Raw genomic sequence first — 23,989 nt, 5'->3', positions numbered from 1 at the left:
GCCGAAGCTACATTGGATACCGACATGATGCGCTCGCGCGCCCCGACCTAGTCGGCGATGAGCTGGCCGATCTCATGCAGCGAGCCGGCCAGCGGCTTCTCCCAGATGACCGCTTGCCGGCGGCGAACGCCGCCATGACTTGCGGAAAGGCCGCGCATTGCTGCGGCCGTCCCGCGGCGGGGCTTGTAGCTCAATGGTTAGAGCCGGCAGCTCATAACGGCCAACATCATCAATGACTTACTTCGCTCTCGTTTCCTGCGCCGCAATCGCCGCACCAGATACGTCCATCTTTCGTTCAAGAGGACGGTTCGCGCTGCACCTCCCGCGGCTGTAATTTCCCTCGCAGCAAGTGCCATGCCGGGTACATTACGCAAATTGCGAATACCTGCGCGTTCAGACCATGAAACCGATTACACCCACACAATGGAGTTTCCTCAAACGCTATCAAGGCACCCTGGATAGCAAAGAGTGTCTGTCCAAGCGTTTTGGTGGAGACGGCTGCGATGGAAGAATCGTTCAAGCGCACATGATCCCTCGCTCGCAGCTCTTACAAATTGCTGAGCAAGGCCATGTCCACGCCGTTCCTACTCGCCTTTCACCCATCGCACAAATGAAGAGATCCGGCTTTCAAGCGGAAGATATTGGTATAGGCAACTTCTCGACATTACAGTGCTTCTGCGCACGTCATGACAAGACTCTTTTTGCGCCTTTGTAGGACGTAGCACTCACCTTCACACGCGAACAACTCACTCTGCTGCATTATAGAGCGATGGCTGCAGAAGTTTATGTTCGAGGAAACGCGGAAGACGCAGCCGCGAACGAGGCAAGAAAATACCTAAGCAGTGATCCAGGACGCGAACCATTTTACGAAGCGTTTCGGATCCATTCACTCGCGGCGATCGCAGCGGAAGAACACTTCAAACGCACCGAGAACATGATTAACCTGTCCAGGTACGATGAAATCCGGGCGGCGATCATTCGATTTCATGCAACACCTGTTCTGCTGTCTGTTGGTGCCTTTCGCCCGCTTTACGACGTCATCGGAACGAAGCTTCAGAATTTTTCTGAAGAAGCTGCGTATATCGGAATGCATATTCTTACGGTCGAAAAAATGCCAGCCGTCGTATTCACGTGGCTGAAGGGGCAAAAGCCAAGCCAGCGATTTGCTAGATCATTTTGCTTGCAACCATACAGGGAGCTCACCACGCTCGCGGTTCAAACGGCCTTCGAGTGCGCCGAGCACACATGTATGCGCCGAGAATGGTGGATGTCTATCACCAAAGGATGGCGCACGCTCTTGTTGAATCGAATTGAGATGGCGAACAGAGCGGCTTCCGTGCCCGACGACGATTTCTTATCGTTTGAATTTCCGCTCGATGATTGGAAATGCCGGAGTATCGATTTCGTTAAGTAGCGCAGTAGAACTGGACAGCACTCCAAAGTTACATCTGTTGTCTCGGCACGAGCAGCGACAACCGATAGAGCGGTTCAGCTCTCGCACTCATGATGATCGGACACATCTGCCGGGCTTCTGTTCAGATGGCGCGACGGAGGGGTGACTATGTCTAATATTCCGAAGGCTGGAACGTGGATTTATGGTGCACTCGGAGAGCGGTCGCATTTGTTGCGATGTCAATGAGTTACCAAGGGTTGTCAAACCATAAGGTGCATTTGGACCCTGAAAGTGTCTTTCAAGGGCCCAGTATGCCCTCCCCCAAAGGTCCTCCGCGCCTGGGAACCGGTCGGAGGGCTCGTACCGAGCATCCGGCCTACAATGGCTCGAACGGAAGGTCTAGCGAACATGCGGCTACTCGCCCTCGATGGAATCGAGCTCAAATGGCTAGTTTAATCGCGGGATTCGCTACTGCCCTCGTCGTCGCCCGCGAACACAATGAGCTCCCGTTTCGCTAATACGTCTCCAAGGCCGCGCAGGCGCGTATGCCAGTCCAAGAGGTGCGCTGCCGTAAAAAAGCGGGCGATCCGACACTATTTTGAAGGACATCTGCGCTGTCCAAAGCTGATGGCGGAGAGGAAGGGATTCTCCGCCGTGGTCCCAGGGAACCTCGAATACTCAACCAAAACTAGCCTTTCCGAACAACCGCCGTGGCTTGCGTGTACCAAGAGTGAGCCGGACCCGCCGGTCCAGCTCAACTGGATAGCATGAGTGGTAAGCGACTTTCTGGCAAAACTCGTTGCTCGCGTACCGACGGAATCGCCGACCCGGAAGGGGACCAATTTGCGATGCTATGTGCGCCGCTTGGGATTCCACGCCTTATGCACGAACTCGATGCGGTTGCCGTCAAAGTCCGCGACATTGGCGGCGTAGTAGCCGGAGGCGAAGTAGGTGCGATCCGCTGGTTTGCCCTCGTCGGTGCCCCCAGCTTTGATTGCCGCTGCATAGGCTGCGTCGACCAGTTCATCTGTGTCGCAGACAATCCCGAGATACAGCCCAGTCTCGCCGGGCTTGCGTTGACGTAGCCAGATGCTTGATCCGACCGCCTTTCCGCTGCCGTAGACGTCGTCCCCGATTCCGTAGAGGTCAGGAACGCCCTCGGGGCCCGAAGCTGAGTCGTAGTTACCGGATATCGTCCACCCGAGCGGCTTCAGGGCTTCAGAGTAAAAGGCCAATGACTTGTCGATGTTGGTGACGGATATGTAGACGTGGTCAATCATCCGGTCCTCTTGTAGCTTTTGTTGGTGGCAAGCTGCGGAATGTGTGGGGTGAGCTTCCGTGATCCTGTTGACGGGTCCGTGAGGGCGTAAGCCGTATTATTCGCGATCACACCAGCGATCTAGGCGCCGCGATCTGCCGCATCTACATCGATCGTCGAAGGTCCTTCAATCAAGACTGCTGGCTCATCATAACCTTTGCGACTGCTGTAAAAAAGAAGCGCCATCAATCCGATACCGACAAGCAAGGAGAAAATGACGCCGAACCCCATCGCGACATAACCCGACGTTGGCACGTCGGCATCTCCGAGGGACCAACCGAGATAGGCGGCGACGCCAGTCGCGACCAAGAGCAACGACAACACCGTGAGCACAATCCATGTACCAGTGCTGTTTCGACGTACAGTTGGTGGTTCGCTTGATAGCTCGTCGGCGGTCTTATCGTTCATAGGATGTCCTCCCCAAAACGGGCGCGGGTTTGCCGCCGCACCGTTGCCTTGGCGGTCTCAGCGTTCTGCGCGCCGTCGCTTTCGACCATCTGGAGTCCCCTGGCGGGAAACAGCGAGGTCCAGCTCGCCCCCATGACACCGGTACCGATGACAGCGATGCGGCGAATGGGCTTGGTGCCGGTCATGAAATTTCTCCGATGCGTTCTTCAGATTTTGGCATTTGTAACGCCGGAGTGTTTCCTTCACTGGATCGACCGGCGTCCAGTGTAGCCGGCCGAAGCTGCAAGTTGTCGCGCCGCTGCGGGCCGCGAGGGCCGTAGTCGAGGTCGGCCCCCTTGTTGCTGCTGACGATGACCGCAGCAGGAGCGTCGTGGGGATCCATGATCGATTCGACGAAGATCATCGCGTCGTTCGGTGCGCTGAGGACATTTTGGAGATCCCCGGTAGTCTTAACGACGAACGAGCGTGCCGACGTGTCGGGACGGAGCACTTTCGGCAGATCGGCATAGGACCAGTTGGCGATGTCGTTGTAGGGCTCGTCTTTGCCGATATAGCCTCGTTCGATCGCGTATCCGCCGTTGTTGATCAGGAAGATCACCGGCTTGTGGTCGTGTCGCAGAATGGTCGACAGCTCCTGCGCAGTGACCTGGAACGAGCCGTCGCCGACGAACAGCAGGTGACGACGGTGCGGCGCCGCGGTCAATGCGCCAAGCAAGGCTCCGACCGAGTAACCGATCGATCCCCAGTTGATTGATCCGATGAAGGTGCAATTTTTCGGAAGCTTCAGGCCCAGGAGAACGAATGACGTGCCATTGTCGACATACAGCACGTCCCCGGGTCGAACATAGCTCTGGATGGCTCGCCAGTAGGCAGCCTGGGTCAGTTTGGCGGAGCCGTTGGCCTGAGTGCCTGCCACGGCAGGCGCGACATGATGCTGGGCGCGGTCTTTGACGGGGTGGACCGTGTCGATCACACCGCGGAGGACTTCCTTGAGCGTCACCGCCTGATAGTTCTCATCACCCACGTCCACCGAATGGCCACGCGCGTGGATCGTGTCGGCCGGCAGTGAAGCCGTGAAATCGCCGGTGGTCACCTCGATCGGCCGGTGACCGATCGAGAACAGGCAGTCGCTGCTCTCGATCGCCTCGCGTACGCCTGGCTCGCTTGCCTTGCCGCCGTAGATGCCGAGGTAATGCGGGAACGTCTCGTCGATCACGGCTTTGGCTGCATTGATCACCGCCACTGGAGCCTGCATCTTCGCGGCCAGGTCCATAAGTTCAGGCGCGACGCCAAAGCGGTCCGCGTCCGCATCAACGAGGATTGCCGGCGACGTCGCGGCGGACAGTCGCGCCGCGATAGCCGCAATGCATGAACGCAGCCGTTCCGGATCGCTCGCCGGTTCGGCGAGCACGAGCGGTTCCGCCGGAACCTCGATCTCGAGGTACGCGATGTCGGACGGCAGCTCCATGTATACGGGAAGCTTTTCCCGCCACGCGGTCAGGATCAGCCGATCGATCTCGGTGGCGGCGTTACGCGGAGTGATCCTGGCCCGCGCGACGGTCACTTGCGCGTAGGTGTCAAGAAAGTGATCAAAAGTCCCATCGGCCATCGTGTGGTGCATTCCCAAACCACGGTCAATGGACCTGAGTGGTATCGATCCGCAGATGCAGATGACCGGGACATGCTCGCTGTATGAGCCGCCGACACCATTGATCGCGCTCAGGGCGCCGACGCCGTTCGTCACGAGGAGCGCGCCCAGGCCGTTCAGCCGCGCATAGCCGTCCGCCGCATAGGAAGCGGTCAGCTCACCGGTCGTGCCGATCCATTTCAGCGTGCCGGTGTCCTGAAGCTGCTGCAACAGCGTCAGATTGTAATCGCCGGGAACACCGAACAAATGTCGGATTCCGGCCTCCTCGAGACGGCGAAGCAGGAAGTCACCGATCGTCATTCGCTGAGTGGGGCTGTTGGACATGCGTCTGTCTCCTCAGATGGTTGAGTCAGTGGAAGTCAGGATGGGTTAGGAATGCAGCCTGGGCGCGCCGGATCTCCGCCGAACAATCCAGCAAAGCTCCGCTCCAGGTCGGCGCGTACCCTCTGAAGCGGCGTTCTGCTCTCGTCGTCCTTGCCGTCACGGATCGTGACAGTCGCAGTCAGGCCTGACACCAGCGGCACCCCCGATGGCACCTTGTCGATCGCGATGCGGACCGGCACGCGTTGTGCCAAACGTACCCAAGTGTAAACCGGATCGACGTTGGGCAAGCCCTGCGTGGCAGCAGCCGCATTGGATACGCTGACCCCACGCGTCACCGTTGCGACGTGGCCGATGATCGGCGCCGGGTAGCCCATCAGCTTGGCCTCGGCGCGGTCACCCACGCAGAGTCGGGCCAGCTTGGTCTCCTCGAAATATCCGTCGATCCAAAAACTGTCCGTGTCGACGATCGAGATATTGCTGGTCCCCTGTACCGCGTAGTTTCCCACCCGGAGCAGGAGATTGGTGACGAACCCGTTCACCGGACTGCGCACCTCGGTACGCCGCAGGTTGATCTCCGCCTGCTTCACCTGTTCTTGAGCCGTGTCCACGACGGCTGCCGCCTGAACAGCATTTCCCTGGTAGGTCTGCTTCTCTTCGGTGCTCACCGCAAGATCAGACAAGCGCTGCCGTCGTTCGGCCTGCAAATCCTTGACGTCCCTGTCGGCGATTTTTTGCTGTAGCGACGCCCTGTACGCGCGTAGCGCGATCTCAAAATCGAAGGGCTCGATGACATACAGGATGTCGCCCTTGTGAACGAATTGATTGTCGACGACCCGCAGCTCCTTGATCTGCCCCGAAATCTGCGGCGCCACGTTGGCAACTTGAACTCGCACGCTCCCATCGCGCGTCCAGGGGGCGGCATTATACCGATCCCAAGCCAGAATGGCGCTCAGGACCGCAACGATCGCGATGCAGGCTGTAGCCAGTCCGCGCAACAGAAGTCGCAGTGTTCGTGCGGCGTCGCCTTGCCGCCGTGACATAGGCCGTTCCGGGGGTGAGGACCTCTGTTCGTCGTCTGCATAGTCTTCCGAGATCCGTCGTGCGATCTCGTCGGACACGACCGTTTCACGAGGCGATGCGGGCGAAAACTGCGCTACGCTTGCCTGCGTCGCGTCCTGCTGAATAGCTTCCTCACGAACAATCGCATTCATGGCTCTCTCCTTTAGAAAAACAGCATCAACAGGCACAGAATCGTCACAAAGAGACTGAGCTGTGCGACTGCGGCGTGACTGAATAGCTTCGCAAACCCTGCAACATGCAGGAGCGGCCGAAGCACGATGACGACAGCAAGCGCTGCCAACAGGTAGGTCACAAAAGGCGCTACCAGCACGCCTCCGACGACCAACTCACCAAAGGTATGTGCCATCAGGTTGCCTCCCGAGATGAATTCGGCCCGCTGTTCCGGTCGATCATGTCGCTTGTCAGGACAAGGCACTCCGCAGTTTCTGCCTCGATCGCGTCCTTGTGAGACGCGTTCGCGCGGAGCACGCGGGCGACGGCGCGGAGCGCCGCTGTGTCTCGCGTGCCGATCGCTTCGCGCGCTTGACGTGCCAGTGGAGCAAGCGGCCCATCAGCGAACTGCGTCAGTTTCGTGCTGCAAAGCCGGATCATCGCCGACCGATCGAAGCAGGAGAGCAGTTCCGCGATGGCACGATTGTCCTGCGCACCATCAGCAGAAAGGAATTGTCCGATGCTCGACGCGTCGCGGAACGTTGCTTCCTCCGGAGTTTCGCTATTCTTGTTGTCCGGCCCCAACTCGCCGCGAACCTCCGCAAGCAGCTGACTCCTCTGTTTCTCGTTGGAGACAGGCGGGATAAGCATTTGCGCCACCAGCAAGACCGCTGGAGCCGCGACAATGAAGAGAGACGTGAAGAGGAATGCCTCGGGGTTGTAGGACTGAGGATTGCTCGGCGCCAGGATTGTCGGGATGGCGATAAGATTGATCCGGCCGAGTCCCGACCACACAGGATTTTGCGATGGCAGGAGCAATGCTGCGCCGATTGCAAAAGGAGCCAGGGCGATCGCCAGTGTAGGAAAGGCGTCAGCGCCATCGAGCACGACGAACTCGAGTATGCCGGCCAACAGGACCGCGACCGGCGCACCAACAAGGGCTATCGCGGCAAAATCTCGCGGGTTGGGCGTTGTGACTCCCAATGCAGCAACCGTCGCGACAAGATACAGTGAAGCGCTTGCCGCAGACCACCCGGCCCAGACGAATAACGTCGATGCAACTGCAAACCAAAGAGCAGCGCGTACAGCGGTGTCGGCCGCAATGCGAAGAGACCGATATAAGGGGGCTCGCTGCAACCGTGACGGCCATTTGGCTGAGCTGAGAGCCAACAAATCCTGGCAGACGTGGTCGTCCCGCCGCAACAACTCTCGCATTTTCCATGCGGAGCCTTCGGGCCCAAGATCGGCATGACCTGCATTCAGGACCCGGGCTGCCTGCAGTTCAGCGACGAGGCTGACGGCTGCGCTGCGGGCGGCGGCGCTTACGACGGTGCCGCTGCTCGACTCGACAGCGATGCTTGCGACGTCAGCACGGAGTCCAACGATATCCCGGACCAGCGCCAGGAAGGTCGCCGAATCCCCCTCGTCACGGAAGCCAGCACTTGCGTAGTCGCGCACGCGACGATGGATTGCCGTCAGTTGCACGGCAAGTCGTGACTGACGGTCAGGAGCGGACATCAATACGTTTACGACCGCTATTGAGACGATGCCGACCGCGATTGCGGCGCTACGTTCCACGCTGGCTTCAAAAACGTGCTGCGGATTGTCGAGCTGCTGTAATGCGATGTTTGCAACGGTGTAGCCGGACAGGACGGCCGCATAGGCGCGATTGCCATCCAACAGCTTTGCCGCGAAGACGCACAGACCAAGCCACACCGCAGATGCCACCAGAATCAAGTCTCTTGCCTGAGAAAACAACCCGGTGATCGCGATCGAAGCTGCCACTCCCACAATGGTGCCGGTCAATCTGAAGGCAGCCTTGTCCAGTGCCTGACCACGGGTCGGCTCCGCAAGAATAGCGACGGTTACCGCCGCCGTGAACGGCGCTTCGAGCTGGAGCCAGAAGCTCACAAACAGCGCCAGGATAGTGGCCAACCAGACGCGGACGGCGAATGTCCACGAGCCGGCGGGAATCTTGGCTATCGTAAACGGCTGCTGAGCTGTTGTTGCGACCAAGGCAATCCCTCATCAATTTTGTCAGTGCTTCGGCATTCGTGTTCAGATATCGGCCCACCGGAGGCAGAAGCCATCTGTCGGATGACCGGTCAGGTGACAGACCAGGTCGGCTCGTCGGGTTGTTGGGCGGTGGAGAGGATGGGCCGCAGGTCGCTCTCAATTCGGTTTGCCGAGGACGAAAGCGAACGGAACGACGAACAGCTCTGCGCCAACGTCGTCTTCGACGTGCAAGATCCAGCCCCGCCAATCGTCGAGATTTCGTGCTGTCGTGAGGGAGCGAACGACGGAGGTGGCACGATCACGGGCTTCCGTGAGGTCGTCTACCATGGCGCCGCACCGATCGATCAAAACTTCGTTTGCGTTGGAGCAGTGGAAATAAACCTGTGTCACCTCAGCCTCCTTCAAAGAGACGGTTAGCGACGAGGCGGCAGCGTCTCAGGTGTCTTCGAGCGGCGGCCAGGACCCGCGGCGCTGGGAAGATCCGCGACCAGGTCGAAGCCGCTATAAGAAAGAAGAAGATCATCTGGTACCTGCAGTCCCTCGTGGATTTACACGCAGAGAATGCAGGCGGCCGGCGAGATGCGCATCTGTCAGATGACCAGTCCGGTGACAGACCGGATCAGGTTGCCGGGCTGTTTGCTTTGGAGAGCACGGGTCCCAGACCGGATCGGGAGGTGATCCCGGTTTTCGAAAAGACGTGGTGCAGGTGGTAGCCGACCGTTCGGTGTGACAGGTACAGTCTGGCTCCGATCACCTTGTTCGAAAGCCCTTGAGCGGCGAGTTGCGCGATGTGCAACTCCTGCGGAGTGAGCCTTTCCCAAATCTGCTCGGTTCGGCGGAGACTGGCTTCGCCGGCTGCCCGCAACTCCTCTCGCGCGCGGTCGCTCCAGGGGGAAGCGCCAAGCGCGTCGAAAATGTCCCGGGCCTCGCGCAGTGGCGCCCGCGCGTTGGCGGGCCGGCGCTGCCGGCGCAGCCACGCGCCATACCCGAGCAGGAGGCGTCCGCGCAGGAAAGGCCAGTTCCTCGCAGGCTGCCCAAGACCCTGCAAGAAGAAGCGTTCCGCGTCGTCATCGGTCGCGAGCAACGCCTTGCCATAGGACAACATCGTCTCGACCCACGGCACCGGCTTCGGAGCCGACATGCGCTCGATATCATCGATCAGGCCACGCACAGCTTGCGAACGTTCGGAGTAGACCGCCGCCTCGACGAAATCGGCGAGCGCAAAAAGCTGCAGACCAGAGTGAAAGGCCGGATCGGCGGACGCAAACAGGCGCTGTAGATGCTCAAAGGCTTCCGAATGGCGGCCGGCCCCGATGGCGGCTATGCCTCGCCCCATCTGCAACATCGCCAGCAGGAAGCCAGCCCCGGTGGACAGAAACAAGCGCTCCACTTGACGAGCATACGCTTCACACTGCTCTAGATTGCCTTGCATGCCCGCTACGTTCGCCTTCACGGTCATAGCCGCGGCGGCCCAAAGGGAAGCTCCAGTCTCCTCTGCTAAGCATACCGCTTCCTCGGCTTGTCGCGCTGCCCCCACCCAATCGCCGATTTCCATTTCCGACCAAGCTTGAACGAAAAGCACGCGCGGCAGGTTGCCGATCCGGGCCTGTTTGCGCAGCTCTGCACTGGACTCCCCCAGGAAGCTTACACCGAGATCGAACGCACCGATGATGTTTGCAGCGCTCCCGAGGACGCGCAGAATATCGGCCTTGCCGGTTCCAGTTACGGAAAGCGCGTTCAGTTTGGCGTACACCTCGCCGCCACGTCGAAGCGGCTCGACATAGGCGGATATCGCGATGAAACGCGGGTCGAGGTCCGGCACGTCCAGTCGATTTGCCGCGGCCAGCACGCTTGCGCGGACGTCGCTGCTTGCGCTACTCCACCAACAGCGCTGTGCGGCCCGAAATAGAAGATTGCTTGCCAGACTCTTCGCGCCCGCGGCGCGTGCCTGGTCGGCAAAGCCGACCAGGGCAGAGATCTTTCCGGGATCACTGACGATCGGAAGCTGGCTCATTTCGCGGCACCACCCGATCCGCGCTGCGCCCAGCTCGTCGGATCCATCAACCTCGGCGCCCCCCAACAGACGCTGAAGCAACTCCGGGCGCCCAAGATCGACGGCAAATTCGGCGGCGCGCAAAAGTCGCTCGCTTCTCGCCTTTGTCGTGCTACTGAGTTTTGCAGCGACTTGCAGAATCTCGACCACCATGGCGATGGAACCCCGCCGCCGCGCACGGGTGGCCATGAGATCGTGTTCGGCAGCCAGTTCATCGTCCGGGCCGACCGTCGCTGCCGCACGATGCCAGAGCCGACGATCCTGATCTTCGATAATCGTCGCCAGCGCGGCATGAACCCTTTGGCGTGTCACAACATCGGCTGCCTGACGAATCGCCGATCGTACAAGCGGATGCCGAAACCGTACTTCGGTTGCATCGAACTCGATCAGCTTGGCCGAGACCGCGGGCGCGAAGGCATCAACTCCGACGCTCCCATCGAGCACCACTTCGCAGGCGCGCATGATTTCGTGAGGCGACGTCCCATCGTTCGCCGCGGCTACGGACATGAGCGTCCGTGTTGCATTGGGAAGTTCGGACACACGGCTGCAAAAAGCGAGTTCAAGGCGTTCGGTCAATGGGAGCCATCGGGCCTCGCCATCATATGCCGCTTGGATTGCCCGCGGCAGCTCCAGCAGGGCCAATGGATTGCCGGCGGCTTCCTTCAAAAATCGGCTTCGCAAGTCGCTGGAAAGCTCGGGCGCTTGGACGTCGAGCAAGCGCGCTGCATCGGCATCGCCGAGGGCCGGAACGACGTGCCGCAAGGTATCGGCGTCTCCAAACGGAAAATCGAAACCCTCGCGTACAGCCAACAGCATTACGATGGGATCTGAACGCAGTCTCCTGGAAACAAAGGACAACACGTCGCGTGTTGCTTCATCGAACCACTGGGCGTCGTCAGCGAGGAGCAAAATTGGCTTGTGATCCGCACCTCCGGTCAGAAGGGTAAGCGTCGCCAGCGCGACCAACCGGATATCTGGAATCGCAGCGGCATCATCGCTCACGCCAAACGCGCTCAGGAGAGCAGACCGCTGGCGAGGAGCCAGAGACTTTGCCTGCTTCATGAGCGGGCGTAGTGCCTGCTCAAGTCCAGCAAACGCGATATGCACTTCAGCCTGGACACCCGTCATGCTGAGCACGGTGATGCCGCGTTCACGCGCGCGGCTTTTAGCCTCTTCGAGCACCGCTGATTTGCCGATACCGGCTGCCCCCCTTATAACGAGAGCCGAGCCACCTAGATCGATCCGGCCGAGAAGCTGATCGATCAGAGCAATTTCTGTCTCTCGTCCCTGCAAAGATGTCGGTCGCGGGACGCTTTCGCGCTGCTTGGCCGGCGGGGGGACCGTCTTTTTCAGCCGTTTCGCCATCTTGGCCCTTGGCGCTTCGCTGCGGTGAGACTTTTGTGCACATCCTATCATGCACGAGCGACGGAGGGCAGACACGCTTGGCGCGCCCGTCATGGATAGTTAGGTACCGTTGTGGGTCAAAAGCGCCGATTTGATCCCTGGCCAGCCGCTTCTGGTCTACCCCTATCAACGGGCTTCGTCGGGCCGCCTTCGCTCGTCCGTCTCGGGCCAAAAGGCGTTATCGCCACTGATACCGCACCACGCCCTTGCCGGCGCTCGAAAGTGCGTTTTGGCCCTGCTTCACGCCTCAGGCACGTCGGATCTCATCTCGTCTTCGCGCACCGAGAGCGCGCTAGAGGTAGATGGCTTGGCTACGTTAAGTCAGGCGGGCCCGACCGCTCATAACGGTCTGGTTGCAGGTTCGAGTCCTGCCGGGCCCACCAATGAGATCAATAAGTTACTTCGTCCTCGTTGCCCGCAGTGCGACGACCGCACCAGAAACCGCACCAGATACGTGCTGTTTTCGTTCACACGAAAGTTCGTAACGGCGTCAAAGTGCCCGGAGCAAAATGATTGTGCCTTCAAGATGGAAAGTGGCGAGGAACTTCGGGACCACCCAATGTTTGGTCAACGGAGGTCGTACATTGACATGAGGGGCCACGCTCCGACCTCCTGGACGCCCGACCCTCGCGGCAAAGGGTTGTCACCTGTAGGGCAACCATCGCCACGGTCGCCATACGGTCAAAGCGCGCGATCAAGGCCACCGCGCAGATCTGCGCAGCCTTAAGGGGACGGGGCCACTCGAGCTGAAGCGGCCGAGCTTTGCCGGAATCCTGGATGCGCGTCACAGCGCCTTGCATTGGGCGCGCGAGGCCCCGTTGTTCGGTCTGTATCAAACCCATCAAGTGCCGCCATTAGCCACGAGCTCCCTGGCCACCTATGCAACAACTTCTTCGATCAATTTCTTGAGCGGCACGGTTACATCTGCGAGTCTGCATGCCTGAATCGCGTGGCCGCCGACGACCAGTGCGCGGCCCTGGACGTAATCCTTTGTCGTGTTCATGCAATCCAGCGCGATAACTTTGTTCTGCTTTAGATAAATTACCGAGAAACTACGCGTCGCCATGGAACCGCGGAGAACCTCTCGGTCGTGCCCAATCGAAAGGCCAATAGTCTGAAGGCGCAGATCATACTGATTTGACCAAAACCAAGGCACGGCACGATAGGTTTGGGGTTGGCCCGCGATAACACTCGCCGCGACGTTCGCCATCTCGGTAGCATTTTGCACCGATTCTAGCCTGAGTTGCGCTCCACTGGCGAAGATATTGGCATGCATCGCGCAATCCCCGATCGCAAAGACCTGCGGCAAGGAGGTTCGGCAATACTCATCAACCAAGACGCCATTCGCACCCATCGCGCCGGCTTTAAGAAGTGGTTCAACGGCAGGGATGATGCCGATTCCAACTATCACGAGGTCGGCAGGAACGACTTTGTTGTCGCCGAGCCGCACACCAGTTACGCGATCTTCGCCTTCTAGACGTTCGACCGACGTGTTGAGACGAATATCGACACCATGCGCACGATGTTCGGCTTCGAAGAAGCGCGAGAGCGAGACGCCGGCGACGCGCGCCAACACGCGGTCAAGCATCTCGACCAGCGTGACTTTTTTGCCAAGCTTAACAAAGGCCGCAGCGGTCTCAAGCCCGACATAACCACCACCGATGACGACCACGCGCTCAGTCTGTGGAAGCTCGCCGACAATTCGATCGACGTCCGACCGCGTCCTGACCGAATGCACGCCCTTCAGCGTGTGGCCGCTGCAGGAAAGCCCGCGGGCCCGGCCGCCCGCCGCCCAGACAAGCGAGTTGTAACGGATCGTGCGGCCATCGTCGAGGTCCACTGTTCTGGCAATAGGGTCGACAGAGGTCACGCGGGTGTTGAGCGCCATCATGACATGGCGCTCTTCCCAAAACCGCGCGGGGCGAATGAGCATCTGCTCAAAAGACTTCTCTCGAGCGAAGTATTCTTTGGAGAGCGGCGGGCGCTCGTAGGGAAGCTCCGGCTCATCGCCCACAACAAGTATCGATCCGTCAAACTTTCGCTGTCGAATCGCGATGGCAACCTGTGCGCCGCCATGACCGGCTCCAACAACTAAGACGTCAACATTGTTCATATTGCCTCTTTGACGGCTCTGCATCAACCAATGCTCGACCGCATGTAGCTCAGTTAAGCGGAGCCGCCGCCGCGTTGGTGTGAGGTATGAGTTCCGCATAAACCGTCAGCAACTCTTCAAAATCCGCAATCGGCGTCACCATGCCAAGCGCGCCGGTCGGCTTGCCTTTACCAAACCCTTGATCAACCGGCTCAATGCCGTTTTCAAGGTTCTGGGCGAGTCGGACAATCTTCTGCCGCGCGGCGAGAATTGCAGCATCAGATCGAACAAGGTTTTCAAAGCGACGATCGATCGTACCTTGTCGGCCAGGCGCGCGCCGCATGCCTTCTTGAATGCCACGATCCTCGTCATTGATGCCATAGATGCCGCTATACTTGGTCGTTTTTTGAAGTTCGCGGTCAATCAAATAGTCATTTTCGCGAGTGGCGATCGGAAGGAACGTATCGATCAACGTACCGTCGGTCAGTGCGTAGGTCCCCTTCGTCATTCGCGGCGGGAATGACCAGCCGGAATTTGTCTTTTCGATTTGCTCGGCCGTGTAGCCCTCGTCCTTCAAAAACTTATATGCGAAGGTGCATGTGTGCTCGTCATCAATTGGCAGCCAACCGCGACCGTGGATGCTCTTGTCTGGATGAAAGGCTCCGGTAACGCTCCACATTGGCAGGACCCAGGCGGTCACACGCCAATAGTATCCGTCGCGATATTTGCGTCTTGCGCCATAGATGAAGCCACCGTCGGTCTCACGCACGAAAATCTCAGGTGCCCCATCGTGCATAAAGACTTCCTGAACGGTGCCTTCATAGTTGGTAACGCCGTGAATAAAGGTGAGATGCGCCGAATCGATTTCGCCCTCGAAGCCCTGCGCCCAGTTGCTCCGCTGAAGCCAGCGAGAAACGTGCACCTGCGTTTCCGGCAGCGAGATCCACTCCATCGGCGGAAGAGCTTCGGGCTTCTTTTCCTTCGGTCCCATATAGACCCAAACGACGCCGCCAGCCTCCCATGTCGGATAGCCGATGATTCGCAGCCGCGCTTTCACTGCTTCGAAATTGTCCGGTGGGATGATGTTCGGGATATCGAGACAATTGCCCGACACGTCGTACTTCCATCCATGATAGACGCAACGTAGTCCGCACTCCTCGTTTCGCCCAAAATAGAGCGGTGCAGCGCGATGGGGACAGTAAGCTTCAACGACACCGACTTTGCCGGAGGTATCGCGGAAGGCCACGAGGTCCTCGCCCAATATGCGCAGCCGCACAGGCTGGCCATCGGGGATGACTTCGTTTCCGAGTAAGGCCGGCAACCAGAAACGCCGAAAAAGGTTACCCATCGGCGTGCCGGGCCCAACGCGGGTCAGGATCGTATTCATCTCGTCGGACTTGGCCATCGTCTCATCTCTTCCTTAGACACAACCATCTTGGACTGCGTGCATGTTCAATCTGCGATAGCTTCCGCACTCGGCGTGCTGTTTGCAGAGCCCTGCAACTCATCCCATGCGGCCTTTGAAACCGCACAGACGGCAAAGTTAGACCGCCCCTCGCCTGCCTCGAAATACTTATGAGGATCTGTGCCGATACCTATTCCGTATGCCCCCCTGTCACTCTTCCGGCGCGACTCTCAGCACAATGCCGGAGAGATCCTCGGTCAGGCGTATCTGGCAGGATAAGCGCGACCGAGCGGTCCGATCGCTCAAGGAATCGAGGAGGTCATCCTCGGTCGCCCCCAGCGGCGGCAGGTGTTCCAGGAACGTATCGTCGATATAGACATGACAGGTCGCGCATGAGCAGCAACCGCCGCAAATCGCAAGAACTTCGTCGATGCCCGCACTGCGCAGCGCTTCCATCAGGGATTGACCGGCGGTTGCCGTGACGACCTGCTTCTCTCCGCTACTCCGCTCGACATTGATCACCGCCATATAACGTCCTCTCTAATAGCGACCTGTTCGAGATCGCCCAGGCCAACTCGCGTGAACTCAGAATGCGGTCGGCAGTTCGCGCCTGGCACGACCACTAGTGACGGAAGATTATCGACGCGCTCAAGGCGGCTTGCTGCGCTATCTCTCCACCTATCCTCGCCTCACCGTTACTTCGACGTCCTGCACGTACGCCGAACGTTTTCGCTCAACATCATTATCGAGGGCCTGCTGCTGTTCTCGATATGCTCAAGAAGCGCTGCCGTGGACCAATACGGGTTTCTCTACGTTCGCCTGGCCACCGTCTTCTGCACGCGTGGCGACCGCTTGCGCTCCACCAAGGCGCCCGAGCATGAAGAACCCCAACGCAACGATTGGAAGCGGCGCGGCGGCGATCAAAAACAGGTCGATCAATGGCGGATGACTAGCAATAACAAACCCCGCGAGGGCAGGACCAAAAATGGCGCCCAATTTCCCAACCGAGAGCGCCCAGCCCGCACCACTGGCCCGATTGCTATTCGGATAGAACATGCCCGTGACGCTCATCAATGCGAGGTGACCGCCAAACACGAAGAAGCCAATTACACCCATCATCGTGAGAAATCCTGCGTCCGAGAATTCAAGCGCACCAGTTGCGATAATAACCGCACTCGCAATCAACGGAATCAGGGCGACTGCGGCCACGCCTCGCATATCTACAATTCGGCTGGCAAGAAGGCCGCCGAACGCCCCACCTAACGAATAAAGGGTAAGGCCGATCGCGGCGAGGGAAGCCGAACGGCCGGTGCTAACTGTGATAAGCGGTATCCAGAAAGCGAGTAAGAACACCGTCATATTGCTTGCGATGAAGGAGATCCATAGGACAGGTGTGACTCTCCTAAGACGGCCTTTAAACAGGCTCAGAATGATTTCCTTCCAACTTCCGAGTTTTGCCTGATCTTCCGTGTCATCGAGCACGAATCGCGTGTCAGATGTGGCTCCCGCAGCAGGACAGAGGGCGTTGACCAACAGCGGGACGGACTTCGAATGCTCGTTGGACAGCAGGAGATACTTGATCGATTCCGGTAGGGCGAAGACAAGCAGAGGCATCAGTGCAAGCGGTGCCAACCCTCCAATGTAGAAAAGCACATGCCAACCGTGCTGCGGCACCAGCCACGCCGCCAAAATACCTCCAATGCCGGTCCCGATCATGTATCCGATCATGACAACTGCAACGACTGTCGCTCGGAAGCGCTTGGGGACATATTCGACATTCAGAGCAAAGCAGATCGGCGTAACCCCGCCGATGCCCAGACCTGCAATAAACCGAAACACGGCAAGATGCGTCACCGTCGTTGCAAGCACGGTGCTCAAGGTCATGACGCTGAACAAGAGCGTTCCAATGATAAACGACGGACGGCGGCCAATTCGATCAGCCAATGATCCGAAAAGAAACCCTCCAACCATGATGCCGAGCGCGCCGGCCGTAAAGACAAAGCCGAACGCTGATTTTTCGATACCCCAATCGGCAACGATGCTTGGCGACGCGAACGAGATCGTTTGAAGATCGTATCCGTCGCATAGCATGATCAAGAAGGATAACAGCAGAAGGGAGACGACCTTCCGGTTCAACGTTTGGCTCTCGATCACTTCTGAAATATTCACGATAGACATGTCGTCTTCCCCCGTTTGGTTTCGGTCCTTTGTTATTATTGTTGCCGGCAATCAAGGTTCACCGGTGGTCTCATCGTTTTGAATGTACGCCTGCATCAATGTCGCGCATCAATGTTCAAAACAGCCCGCATCAAACCGTGTAGAAATCGACGACGCTTGGCATCCGGTCATTGATGAGCGAAATTGTCTTGCAAGTGATGAGCCACGGGCCGTCCCCCGTTCGACTGAGCGTGTGGCTGTACCGGACTGCAGCAATATGATGATCGGAGGTCCTTGGATCGTAGACATGCACGTTCGCGCTGGAGCTCGCTTGTATGCGATCCTCCGAATGCGCGAGCAGCCGTATCCCACCAATGACATGGATGGTGCGGGGCAATGGCATCGTCGTAATCGATTTGAGCGAATTGACCCGGTCGACGCGCTCCTCGAGCTCTAGCCGTGACTCATGATAGATGAGTGATACTTGCGTGTTGGGATCATCGCTTTGCGCGTTCTCATCCAACCATGCCGGCATCCAGAATTTCGCATCAACGCTGTAGAGTGCGAGCCAGGCAGCCCAGTTACGGGAATCAAGCTCGTGTGCTTCAGTGAGTATGAGATCAGAAGCAACCGCGCGAGCAAATGCGCCAACTGTTCCGTCCGGTACGTGCAATGTGGCATTCATCGAGCGGATTCCTTCTGAAGCAAGCGCTTCCACTCGCGATAACCAGGAAAAAAGTTCGTCTCGCCGCCAAACGCCTTGGCCCCGAATGCCTTGCCGACGCCGATCGCGCTTTCGACCGGTGAAATGTTCAGCTCGTCCGCTTGCTTCTGGGCTGCGCCGGGCCTGCTCGCCATTCCGCGAGCGTATCCCTGCCTTGGGCCCGCCTCGGCCGCGTATCCGGCTTGGCACAGTTCATACATCGCGTTGTCGTCTGAACTTGCCAATCCTGGCGGATTGAAGAAGTCCTCGTACCCTCGAATGCGAAAGCGCCGTGCGGCAGCGCTTTCACCGACGATACCGAGACAGTGAGAAGTCATCTCGGTTTTGTGGGCCGAAAGGGGACGCCATGTGCGGATCTGCGCCGAGTTGATGTCGATAATCTGCAGATTCGGATAGATAGTCAGGTTACGCTGACGGAGCATCCATTTTGCGCGCGTGGCTCCGACACGCGCGCGAACTGCATCAAGCGCATCTTGCTCAAGGCACAACGGGCGGCTGAAAATGCTTTGCGACAGAATCGACCAGTTAACCGCGTGCCCGCGGTGAAAGTTGAAACTGCCCTGGGCTTCAGGCTCGTCCTCACTGGGAAGAACGCCAATCGTGCCGCGTTTTGCGCGTTCCGCTAAGATGTCAACGTACGAACTGTGCGTAGAACTGAAATGGTAGAAGTCGAGCCCGTTCTCAAATTGAAGCTTCCAGTTTCCATTGAATGTATAGGTGGTCTCACCTGGCACATATTCGATCTTGCCAACCGGGCTTTGGTCGACGACGAGATCAATAAAGACCTTGGCATCGCCGAGATGCTCACTAAGCGAGGGAACGTCCGCGTTCAGACTTGCGAAGAGAAGGCCGCGATAGCTTTCGAAACGCGGCACTTTCACAAGGTCATGATCGGCTTCGGTGAAGCTTGCCGCATATTGGCCTGTGGCCTCCGCGGTAACAAAAACATTCTCGCCGCCCGTGTTGTAGGACCAGCCGTGGTACCGACAGACATGAATCTTCTGACATCCATGCTTGTAGGGACAAAGCAATGTACCGCGATGCCTGCAGGTGTTGAGGAAACAACCCACCTGTCCGTCGCCATCCTTCATGACGATCACCGGCTGGCGTCCGATATAGGTGGTAAAAAAGCTGTGCGGCTCGGGCAGCTGCGAGTCCAGCCCGACGTATATCCACGTTCCCTCAAAGATCGCGGCCATCTCCGCCGCAAATATCGCTTCGTCGGTAAAGACTGCGCTATTCACAGCAAAGATGTCATCTTCCGGACGATCCTCGACAAGCGTGTTCAGGCGTTCAACGTCCATCAAGATCTCCCTCGAAGCCACCCTTCAACACGCCGTCAGAAGCGGGCGCGCATCGGGCGTCTCTTACTTGTTGACCGGTCTCATCGCCTCGCAAGACATCGAAGAGATTACCGACGTCGGATGATAGCGCTGGACACGGAGCGACGAGCGCCTGTCAGCGCGTCAAAGCTGTTCTGGGGGTGCAGACGGAGCACGCATCGAACTGCGCGTGACGAGAAGAGCTCGCGCTACTATGAGCGAGCAGATGCACTGATCCTCGCCAGATCAGTGTCCCTGGTTGGCGCGCGAGGGGCGCCTGTTCTTCGTAGTCGCTTCGAACTCATCGCGGTAGTCGACCGGCGTGACCCCGAATTTAACGCGGAAGCGGCGCGAAAAATGGCTGGCGTTTGCAAACCCGCATGACCATGCAACGTCACATCCGCGATAACCAACAAAGCGGCGATCGCGGAGCATCTCCGCAGCACGCTCAAGACGCATGTCCATCAGCACGGCGCCGAACGATAAGCCAGTTTGCGCGAAGAGACCATGGAGGTGGCGCTTTGAAATTCCGACCGAACTCGCGATAGAAGCAGGGTCAAGCTCCGGATCGTGCAAGCGCTCCTGCATGTGACGCTTCAAACGTACGAGCACTTCACTCTGGTATCGGCCAATGCCCTGCGCCGGACGGCCGTAGATAAGCGCCAAGAAAGCCCCGAGCTGATCGGCAATGACGCTGCGCGGCAAGATCGCATTGGCCAAGCCTTCACTAGCGATCGTTCGAAGCGCGGTGGCAAGTGTTGATCCCCAGCCGTCGCGCGTTCCAGTCAGCGTGGCGACGACCGCCGTCGGATGCGGTAACCAGCGCCGAAGCCATGCGTCTTCAAGACGCACGGCTAAGGAAGAGCCCCCCGCTTCCCGCAGGAGTTCAAACGGCTGCTGGTTATCCAGGAGGACGAAACTCCCCTCGGGAATGGTCAGCCTCCGGCCATAGTGATGCAGCTGAGCCTCTTCCTTCTCAATGAGCAAAAGAAGGTAGTCATTCGAACTCTTGTCGATCATGGCCCGGCTTCGCAAAACGCGTTGCGATGTCGCAGACAAATAGTTCAGCTGCAGTGGTCCCAACTCAATATGGCGGATGCATCCGCGGTGTGTGCTGAACGTGCGGCCTTCTATATGGAGTTCGGTGAGTTGGGATGCGAGATGGTCGGTCCATGAACTCAGCGCCGACTGCGCGCAGACGGAGTCGGTCGACCATTCATAATCAACAGAAGGATCCAACGCGACGGTTGTGCGCATCTCTCAAATGCCTCTTCTACCCGACAAGCTGCTCCGGTTCGTTAGATATTGCAAGATTTGAAGGTAGATCGAAATGCCCTCAGCCAATCATGGTCCCACGGCCTGCAGATGTTGAGAAACAAGGTCTTCTACCACCTTCGCTAGTGCAGCATGGCGTGGGGACCAGGAAAGCATAAGCGGCCAGAGAAGTTCGTGATCGCATTTCGAGGAACGTGGCCGTTCCTCCCTTTCGACCTTCTGTTGCAAAGGTCTACTGGAAGAGGCGGCGGTCGGTCATACCGCACACCGTCCGTCGGCGGCACGCTCCTCCGCTCCAGTTGGCTTTGGCGATCTTGAGAGGCGCAGCGGCCCAGTCAAGGGCCTCTGAGGTAGACCGAGATCTCAGAAGGTCTCGGTCGGTTAAGGAGGAAATGCCCTACATTTCTCGTGCCCCGATTTGACCTCTCCCGTCGAAGCAGCGAGGGCAACCCTTTAGGAAGTTTTGGGATCAAGAACGAAGTCGACATTCAGGACTTTGTTCTTGCCCTCTTGCTGAATGGGAAAAATCAAGGCATCCACGATGCCGCCAGCCACGTCGTCGTCGACATACTTGCCGCCTTCGAAGTAAGCCTGCGTGGTAAACTCGCGGAAACCATCCTTGCGAACCTTGAAGTGGACGTGAGCGGGACGCCATGTGTGATGACCCATCATTGTGATCAGCGCACCCACCGGTCCTTTGTCGGGGATCGTGTAAGGAACGGGCAATGTCGTCGCGATTTCGAACTTGCCATCAGCGCCCGTCTTCAATCGACCGCGGTAAAATTCGGAGGGGATTCCCTCATGGATGCCGCCATAGGCGCCGTCCGGCGTTGAATGCCAAACGAATACAGTGGCGTCTTTTACCGTCGCACCGTCTGGTTCCTTGACAGTGCCCCGCACAATGAGAGGTTCGCCCTCATCTCCCGGCGCGGTCTTCAATGCACTCTCGACCCAAGGAACTTCCTCGATAAAATAAGGACCTTCGATCGCTTGAGCCGAGTTATGACCGCGATGGTCTTCAGCCTTGATCACCAAATGCTCAAGGAAGACGTCGATCAGAAGAGGAAGTTCTTTGTCGGCTTGGACCTTCGCGAGATAGTGAACGCCCTGCCGATATTCTTCGCGCGTCACGTTGTTCTCGGCGAGAACCTTTCCGGCCGCGGCAATCAAGTCTCGGACGATCTTCGTAAGACGCTCGTTCATGGCTGCGCTTCCCTTTTGTTTACGTTCTTGAAGGCTGTTTTGATGAATTCGACACTTTGGGTGTAGGCCAGTGCCGCTGCTTTTGGATGGAAGCCGAAGCTACGCACCTTGTTGAAAAATCCGTGTCCAGCACCCGGGTGAAGTTTATACTCATGCGGTGGCTTACCCGTGGCATTCTCGAGAATGCCATGCGCTTCCAACGAAACGTGGGCATCATCGTCGCCGACATGCACCTGCACCGGACAACGCAGATCCCGCAGTTCGGCCTCGTACGACGGCGCTTGAACCGGATAAAAGGACACCGTCGCGTCGGCGATGCCTAGGTGGGCAGCAAGCAATGCGTACTTTCCGCCGAGACAAAAGCCGACGATAGCGACCTGGCCGTTGCAAGCAGGGTGCTTGCGTAAGGTTGCAACGGCTGCCGCTACGTCGCGGCGAACTTGCTCATCAACGAGCACCTGCCAATAGCCGATCGCGGTTGCCCGATCATCCTCGCTATAACCAAGCTCGATACCCGGGCGGATTTGATGAAAGAGATCGGGCACGAGCACGACAAAGCCATCGCCCGCGAATTGGTCTGCAGCCATCCGCATCGCATTATTGACCCCGAATATCTCATGCAAAAGCACGATGCCTGGTCGAAGCTCAGCTTCGACGCCAGTCAGATAGCCGCTAAAGGATTTGTCCGATCCTGAAATGGCTTGGTTCAAGTTCGACATCTGCGCTCCTCCGGCCGAAATCAAGCGCGGGTAAAATGAGTCACACGATCCATATCGACGGTGACACCGAGGCCAGGGCCATCCGGAACAATAACCTCAAAATCGCGATAGACCGTGGGCTCGGTGGTGAGATCTTCCGCCAGGAGTCGCGGACCGATCAACTCGCAACCCCAAGGCAACTCGCCCAAAGCGCTGAACAGTTGCAGCCCAGCGGCAGTACCAAGCGAACTTTCCAGCGCCATCCCGCCATAAAGCGGCAAACCAGCAGCTTCCGCGACTGCGGCGCCCTTGTAAGCACGCCGAATGCCGCCGCCCTTGGCGATCTTGACGGCGTAAACATCAGTCGAACGACGCGCAGCCGCGTCGAATACATCGTGAAGGTCCCAAAGACTTTCGTCGGAAAGGATCGGCATGTCGAGCCGCGCGGCGAGACGCGACATGGCGGCGACATTCCAGTGAGGCACGGGTTGCTCAACAAGCGAAAAGCCTGCGTCCTGCAATCGAGGCAATAGCGTGGCCGCGGTCGGCTCATCCCACGCCTGATTGAGATCGACGCTGAAAGTGGCTTCATTGGAGATATTTCGAATGGCTTCAGCCGTCTTTATGGCCCGTTGCGCTTCTGCATTCGGATCACGTTTTCCGATCTTGATCTTGAAGAAGCGATGATATCGCTGTTCAAGTTGACGACCTGCATCCTCAACATCGGCTTCAAACGTCGCGGCCGCTAGCGCCCAAAGCACCGGGATGCTCTCGCGCATGCGACCGCCGTAGAGGACAGCCACTGGAATATCAAGGAGACGGCCCACCAGGTCATGGAGAGCGACGTCGACGGCCGCCTTTGCGAATTGATTATGGCTCGCGGCGCGATCCATCGCCGCCAATAGGGCTTCATACGCAAAAACGTTGCGGCCGATGATCGCGGGGCCGAGGTAGCGATCGATCATCAACTTGATGGTCTCGACGGACTCGCCGCCCCAAAAAGCCGTTCCAGCGGGAGTGCCACCCTCGCCGATACCAACCGCACCGCACTTCGTACCAATGGTCACGATGACCAGACTTTGGCCGGCATGGGTGCCGCTGGCGTGGAAATGCTGCCGACGCAACGGCAGATCGACAATCACAGCTTCGACCCGGTCAATCGCATATTCTTTGCTATCGGCGCCCACAGAACCGTAGCGATTGATGGGGTGAGCTGGCGAAGCGGAACTCGATGTTTTCATAAATAGACTGATAGAAGGGTCGATCTCAAAAGAAAAATACCGTATTGATGCGCGAGCGATACTCATACGGTATGGAGC

General features: G+C 58.3%; 21 protein-coding genes. 2 read left to right on the top strand and 19 right to left on the bottom strand.

The genetic code is table 11. The features are described from left to right. The first annotated feature begins 400 nt into the window (after nucleotides 1-400). Nucleotides 401-715, top strand: a complete 315-nt coding sequence (locus BraRD5C2_RS33850) for a hypothetical protein (protein ID WP_223975772.1) — start codon at nucleotides 401-403, stop codon at nucleotides 713-715. Nucleotides 716-769: 54 nt separating this feature from the next. Beyond that, nucleotides 770-1,414 carry a hypothetical protein gene (locus BraRD5C2_RS33845; RefSeq protein ID WP_223975770.1) on the top strand — a complete coding sequence of 215 codons (645 nt, stop codon included), beginning with the start codon at nucleotides 770-772 and terminating at the stop codon, nucleotides 1,412-1,414. Between the two features lie 830 nt (nucleotides 1,415-2,244). Here BraRD5C2_RS33845 and BraRD5C2_RS33840 read toward each other — a convergent pair. The 19 genes from BraRD5C2_RS33840 to BraRD5C2_RS33750 form a co-directional block, all read right to left on the bottom strand. Continuing rightward, nucleotides 2,245-2,673: a VOC family protein gene (locus BraRD5C2_RS33840; protein WP_223975768.1), complete on the bottom strand. Its 429-nt coding sequence runs from the start codon at nucleotides 2,671-2,673 to the stop codon at nucleotides 2,245-2,247. 119 nt (nucleotides 2,674-2,792) lie between these two features. Continuing rightward, nucleotides 2,793-3,119, bottom strand: a complete 327-nt coding sequence (locus BraRD5C2_RS33835) for a hypothetical protein (RefSeq protein WP_223975767.1) — start codon at nucleotides 3,117-3,119, stop codon at nucleotides 2,793-2,795. Then, a complete protein-coding gene (locus BraRD5C2_RS33830; protein ID WP_223975766.1) occupies nucleotides 3,116-3,304 on the bottom strand; it encodes a 3-hydroxyacyl-CoA dehydrogenase NAD-binding domain-containing protein in 189 nt (62 codons plus the stop codon). The genes BraRD5C2_RS33835 and BraRD5C2_RS33830 overlap by 4 nt, the downstream gene beginning before the upstream one ends. Continuing rightward, the gene (locus tag BraRD5C2_RS33825; protein WP_223975765.1) at nucleotides 3,301-5,091 is read right to left on the bottom strand and encodes an alpha-keto acid decarboxylase family protein; all 1,791 of its coding nucleotides are present in this window, start codon (nucleotides 5,089-5,091) and stop codon (nucleotides 3,301-3,303) included. Before BraRD5C2_RS33825 ends, BraRD5C2_RS33830 begins: the two co-directional genes overlap by 4 nt. A 35-nt stretch (nucleotides 5,092-5,126) precedes the next feature. Next, entirely contained in the window at nucleotides 5,127-6,302 is a 1,176-nt protein-coding gene (locus BraRD5C2_RS33820; protein WP_308444474.1) for an efflux RND transporter periplasmic adaptor subunit, read from the bottom strand. Between the two features lie 11 nt (nucleotides 6,303-6,313). Then, nucleotides 6,314-6,517 (bottom strand): DUF1656 domain-containing protein, encoded by a 204-nt coding sequence (locus tag BraRD5C2_RS33815; protein WP_223975764.1) that lies wholly within the window; start codon nucleotides 6,515-6,517, stop codon nucleotides 6,314-6,316. Next, nucleotides 6,517-8,337 carry an FUSC family protein gene (locus tag BraRD5C2_RS33810; RefSeq protein WP_223975763.1) on the bottom strand — a complete coding sequence of 607 codons (1,821 nt, stop codon included), beginning with the start codon at nucleotides 8,335-8,337 and terminating at the stop codon, nucleotides 6,517-6,519. Before BraRD5C2_RS33810 ends, BraRD5C2_RS33815 begins: the two co-directional genes overlap by 1 nt. A 156-nt stretch (nucleotides 8,338-8,493) precedes the next feature. Beyond that, nucleotides 8,494-8,727: a DUF6894 family protein gene (locus BraRD5C2_RS33805; RefSeq protein ID WP_223975762.1), complete on the bottom strand. Its 234-nt coding sequence runs from the start codon at nucleotides 8,725-8,727 to the stop codon at nucleotides 8,494-8,496. Between the two features lie 229 nt (nucleotides 8,728-8,956). Continuing rightward, on the bottom strand, nucleotides 8,957-11,755 hold the full coding sequence (locus BraRD5C2_RS33800; protein WP_223975761.1) for an ATP-binding protein: 2,799 nt from the start codon (nucleotides 11,753-11,755) through the stop codon (nucleotides 8,957-8,959). 916 nt (nucleotides 11,756-12,671) lie between these two features. Next, nucleotides 12,672-13,907, bottom strand: coding sequence for an NAD(P)/FAD-dependent oxidoreductase (locus BraRD5C2_RS33795; RefSeq protein ID WP_223975760.1), 1,236 nt, complete (start codon nucleotides 13,905-13,907; stop codon nucleotides 12,672-12,674). 49 nt (nucleotides 13,908-13,956) lie between these two features. Next, entirely contained in the window at nucleotides 13,957-15,291 is a 1,335-nt protein-coding gene (locus BraRD5C2_RS33790) for a Rieske 2Fe-2S domain-containing protein (protein ID WP_223975759.1), read from the bottom strand. A 210-nt stretch (nucleotides 15,292-15,501) separates the two neighbouring features. Next, entirely contained in the window at nucleotides 15,502-15,819 is a 318-nt protein-coding gene (locus BraRD5C2_RS33785) for a 2Fe-2S iron-sulfur cluster-binding protein (protein ID WP_223975756.1), read from the bottom strand. 246 nt (nucleotides 15,820-16,065) lie between these two features. Then, on the bottom strand, nucleotides 16,066-17,469 hold the full coding sequence (locus BraRD5C2_RS33780; RefSeq protein WP_223975754.1) for an MFS transporter: 1,404 nt from the start codon (nucleotides 17,467-17,469) through the stop codon (nucleotides 16,066-16,068). 130 nt (nucleotides 17,470-17,599) lie between these two features. After that, nucleotides 17,600-18,133: an aromatic-ring-hydroxylating dioxygenase subunit beta gene (locus BraRD5C2_RS33775; RefSeq protein WP_223975752.1), complete on the bottom strand. Its 534-nt coding sequence runs from the start codon at nucleotides 18,131-18,133 to the stop codon at nucleotides 17,600-17,602. Then, the gene (locus BraRD5C2_RS33770; RefSeq protein ID WP_223975751.1) at nucleotides 18,130-19,476 is read right to left on the bottom strand and encodes an aromatic ring-hydroxylating oxygenase subunit alpha; all 1,347 of its coding nucleotides are present in this window, start codon (nucleotides 19,474-19,476) and stop codon (nucleotides 18,130-18,132) included. Before BraRD5C2_RS33770 ends, BraRD5C2_RS33775 begins: the two co-directional genes overlap by 4 nt. Before the next feature lie 264 nt (nucleotides 19,477-19,740). After that, nucleotides 19,741-20,751, bottom strand: a complete 1,011-nt coding sequence (locus tag BraRD5C2_RS33765; RefSeq protein ID WP_223975750.1) for an AraC family transcriptional regulator — start codon at nucleotides 20,749-20,751, stop codon at nucleotides 19,741-19,743. Nucleotides 20,752-21,222: 471 nt separating this feature from the next. Next, nucleotides 21,223-21,972, bottom strand: a complete 750-nt coding sequence (locus BraRD5C2_RS33760; RefSeq protein ID WP_223975749.1) for a dioxygenase family protein — start codon at nucleotides 21,970-21,972, stop codon at nucleotides 21,223-21,225. Next, nucleotides 21,969-22,691, bottom strand: coding sequence for a dienelactone hydrolase family protein (locus tag BraRD5C2_RS33755; protein ID WP_223975748.1), 723 nt, complete (start codon nucleotides 22,689-22,691; stop codon nucleotides 21,969-21,971). The genes BraRD5C2_RS33760 and BraRD5C2_RS33755 overlap by 4 nt, the downstream gene beginning before the upstream one ends. 20 nt (nucleotides 22,692-22,711) lie before the next feature. Continuing rightward, nucleotides 22,712-23,977, bottom strand: a complete 1,266-nt coding sequence (locus BraRD5C2_RS33750; RefSeq protein WP_223975747.1) for a muconate cycloisomerase family protein — start codon at nucleotides 23,975-23,977, stop codon at nucleotides 22,712-22,714. Nucleotides 23,978-23,989 lie beyond the last annotated feature (12 nt).

The organism is Bradyrhizobium sp. RD5-C2, assembly GCF_019972155.1.
In the GTDB taxonomy this organism is placed as follows: domain Bacteria; phylum Pseudomonadota; class Alphaproteobacteria; order Rhizobiales; family Xanthobacteraceae; genus Bradyrhizobium.
Note: the sequence above shows the minus strand (reverse complement) of the source record. Positions and strands in the feature narration are given on the sequence as shown.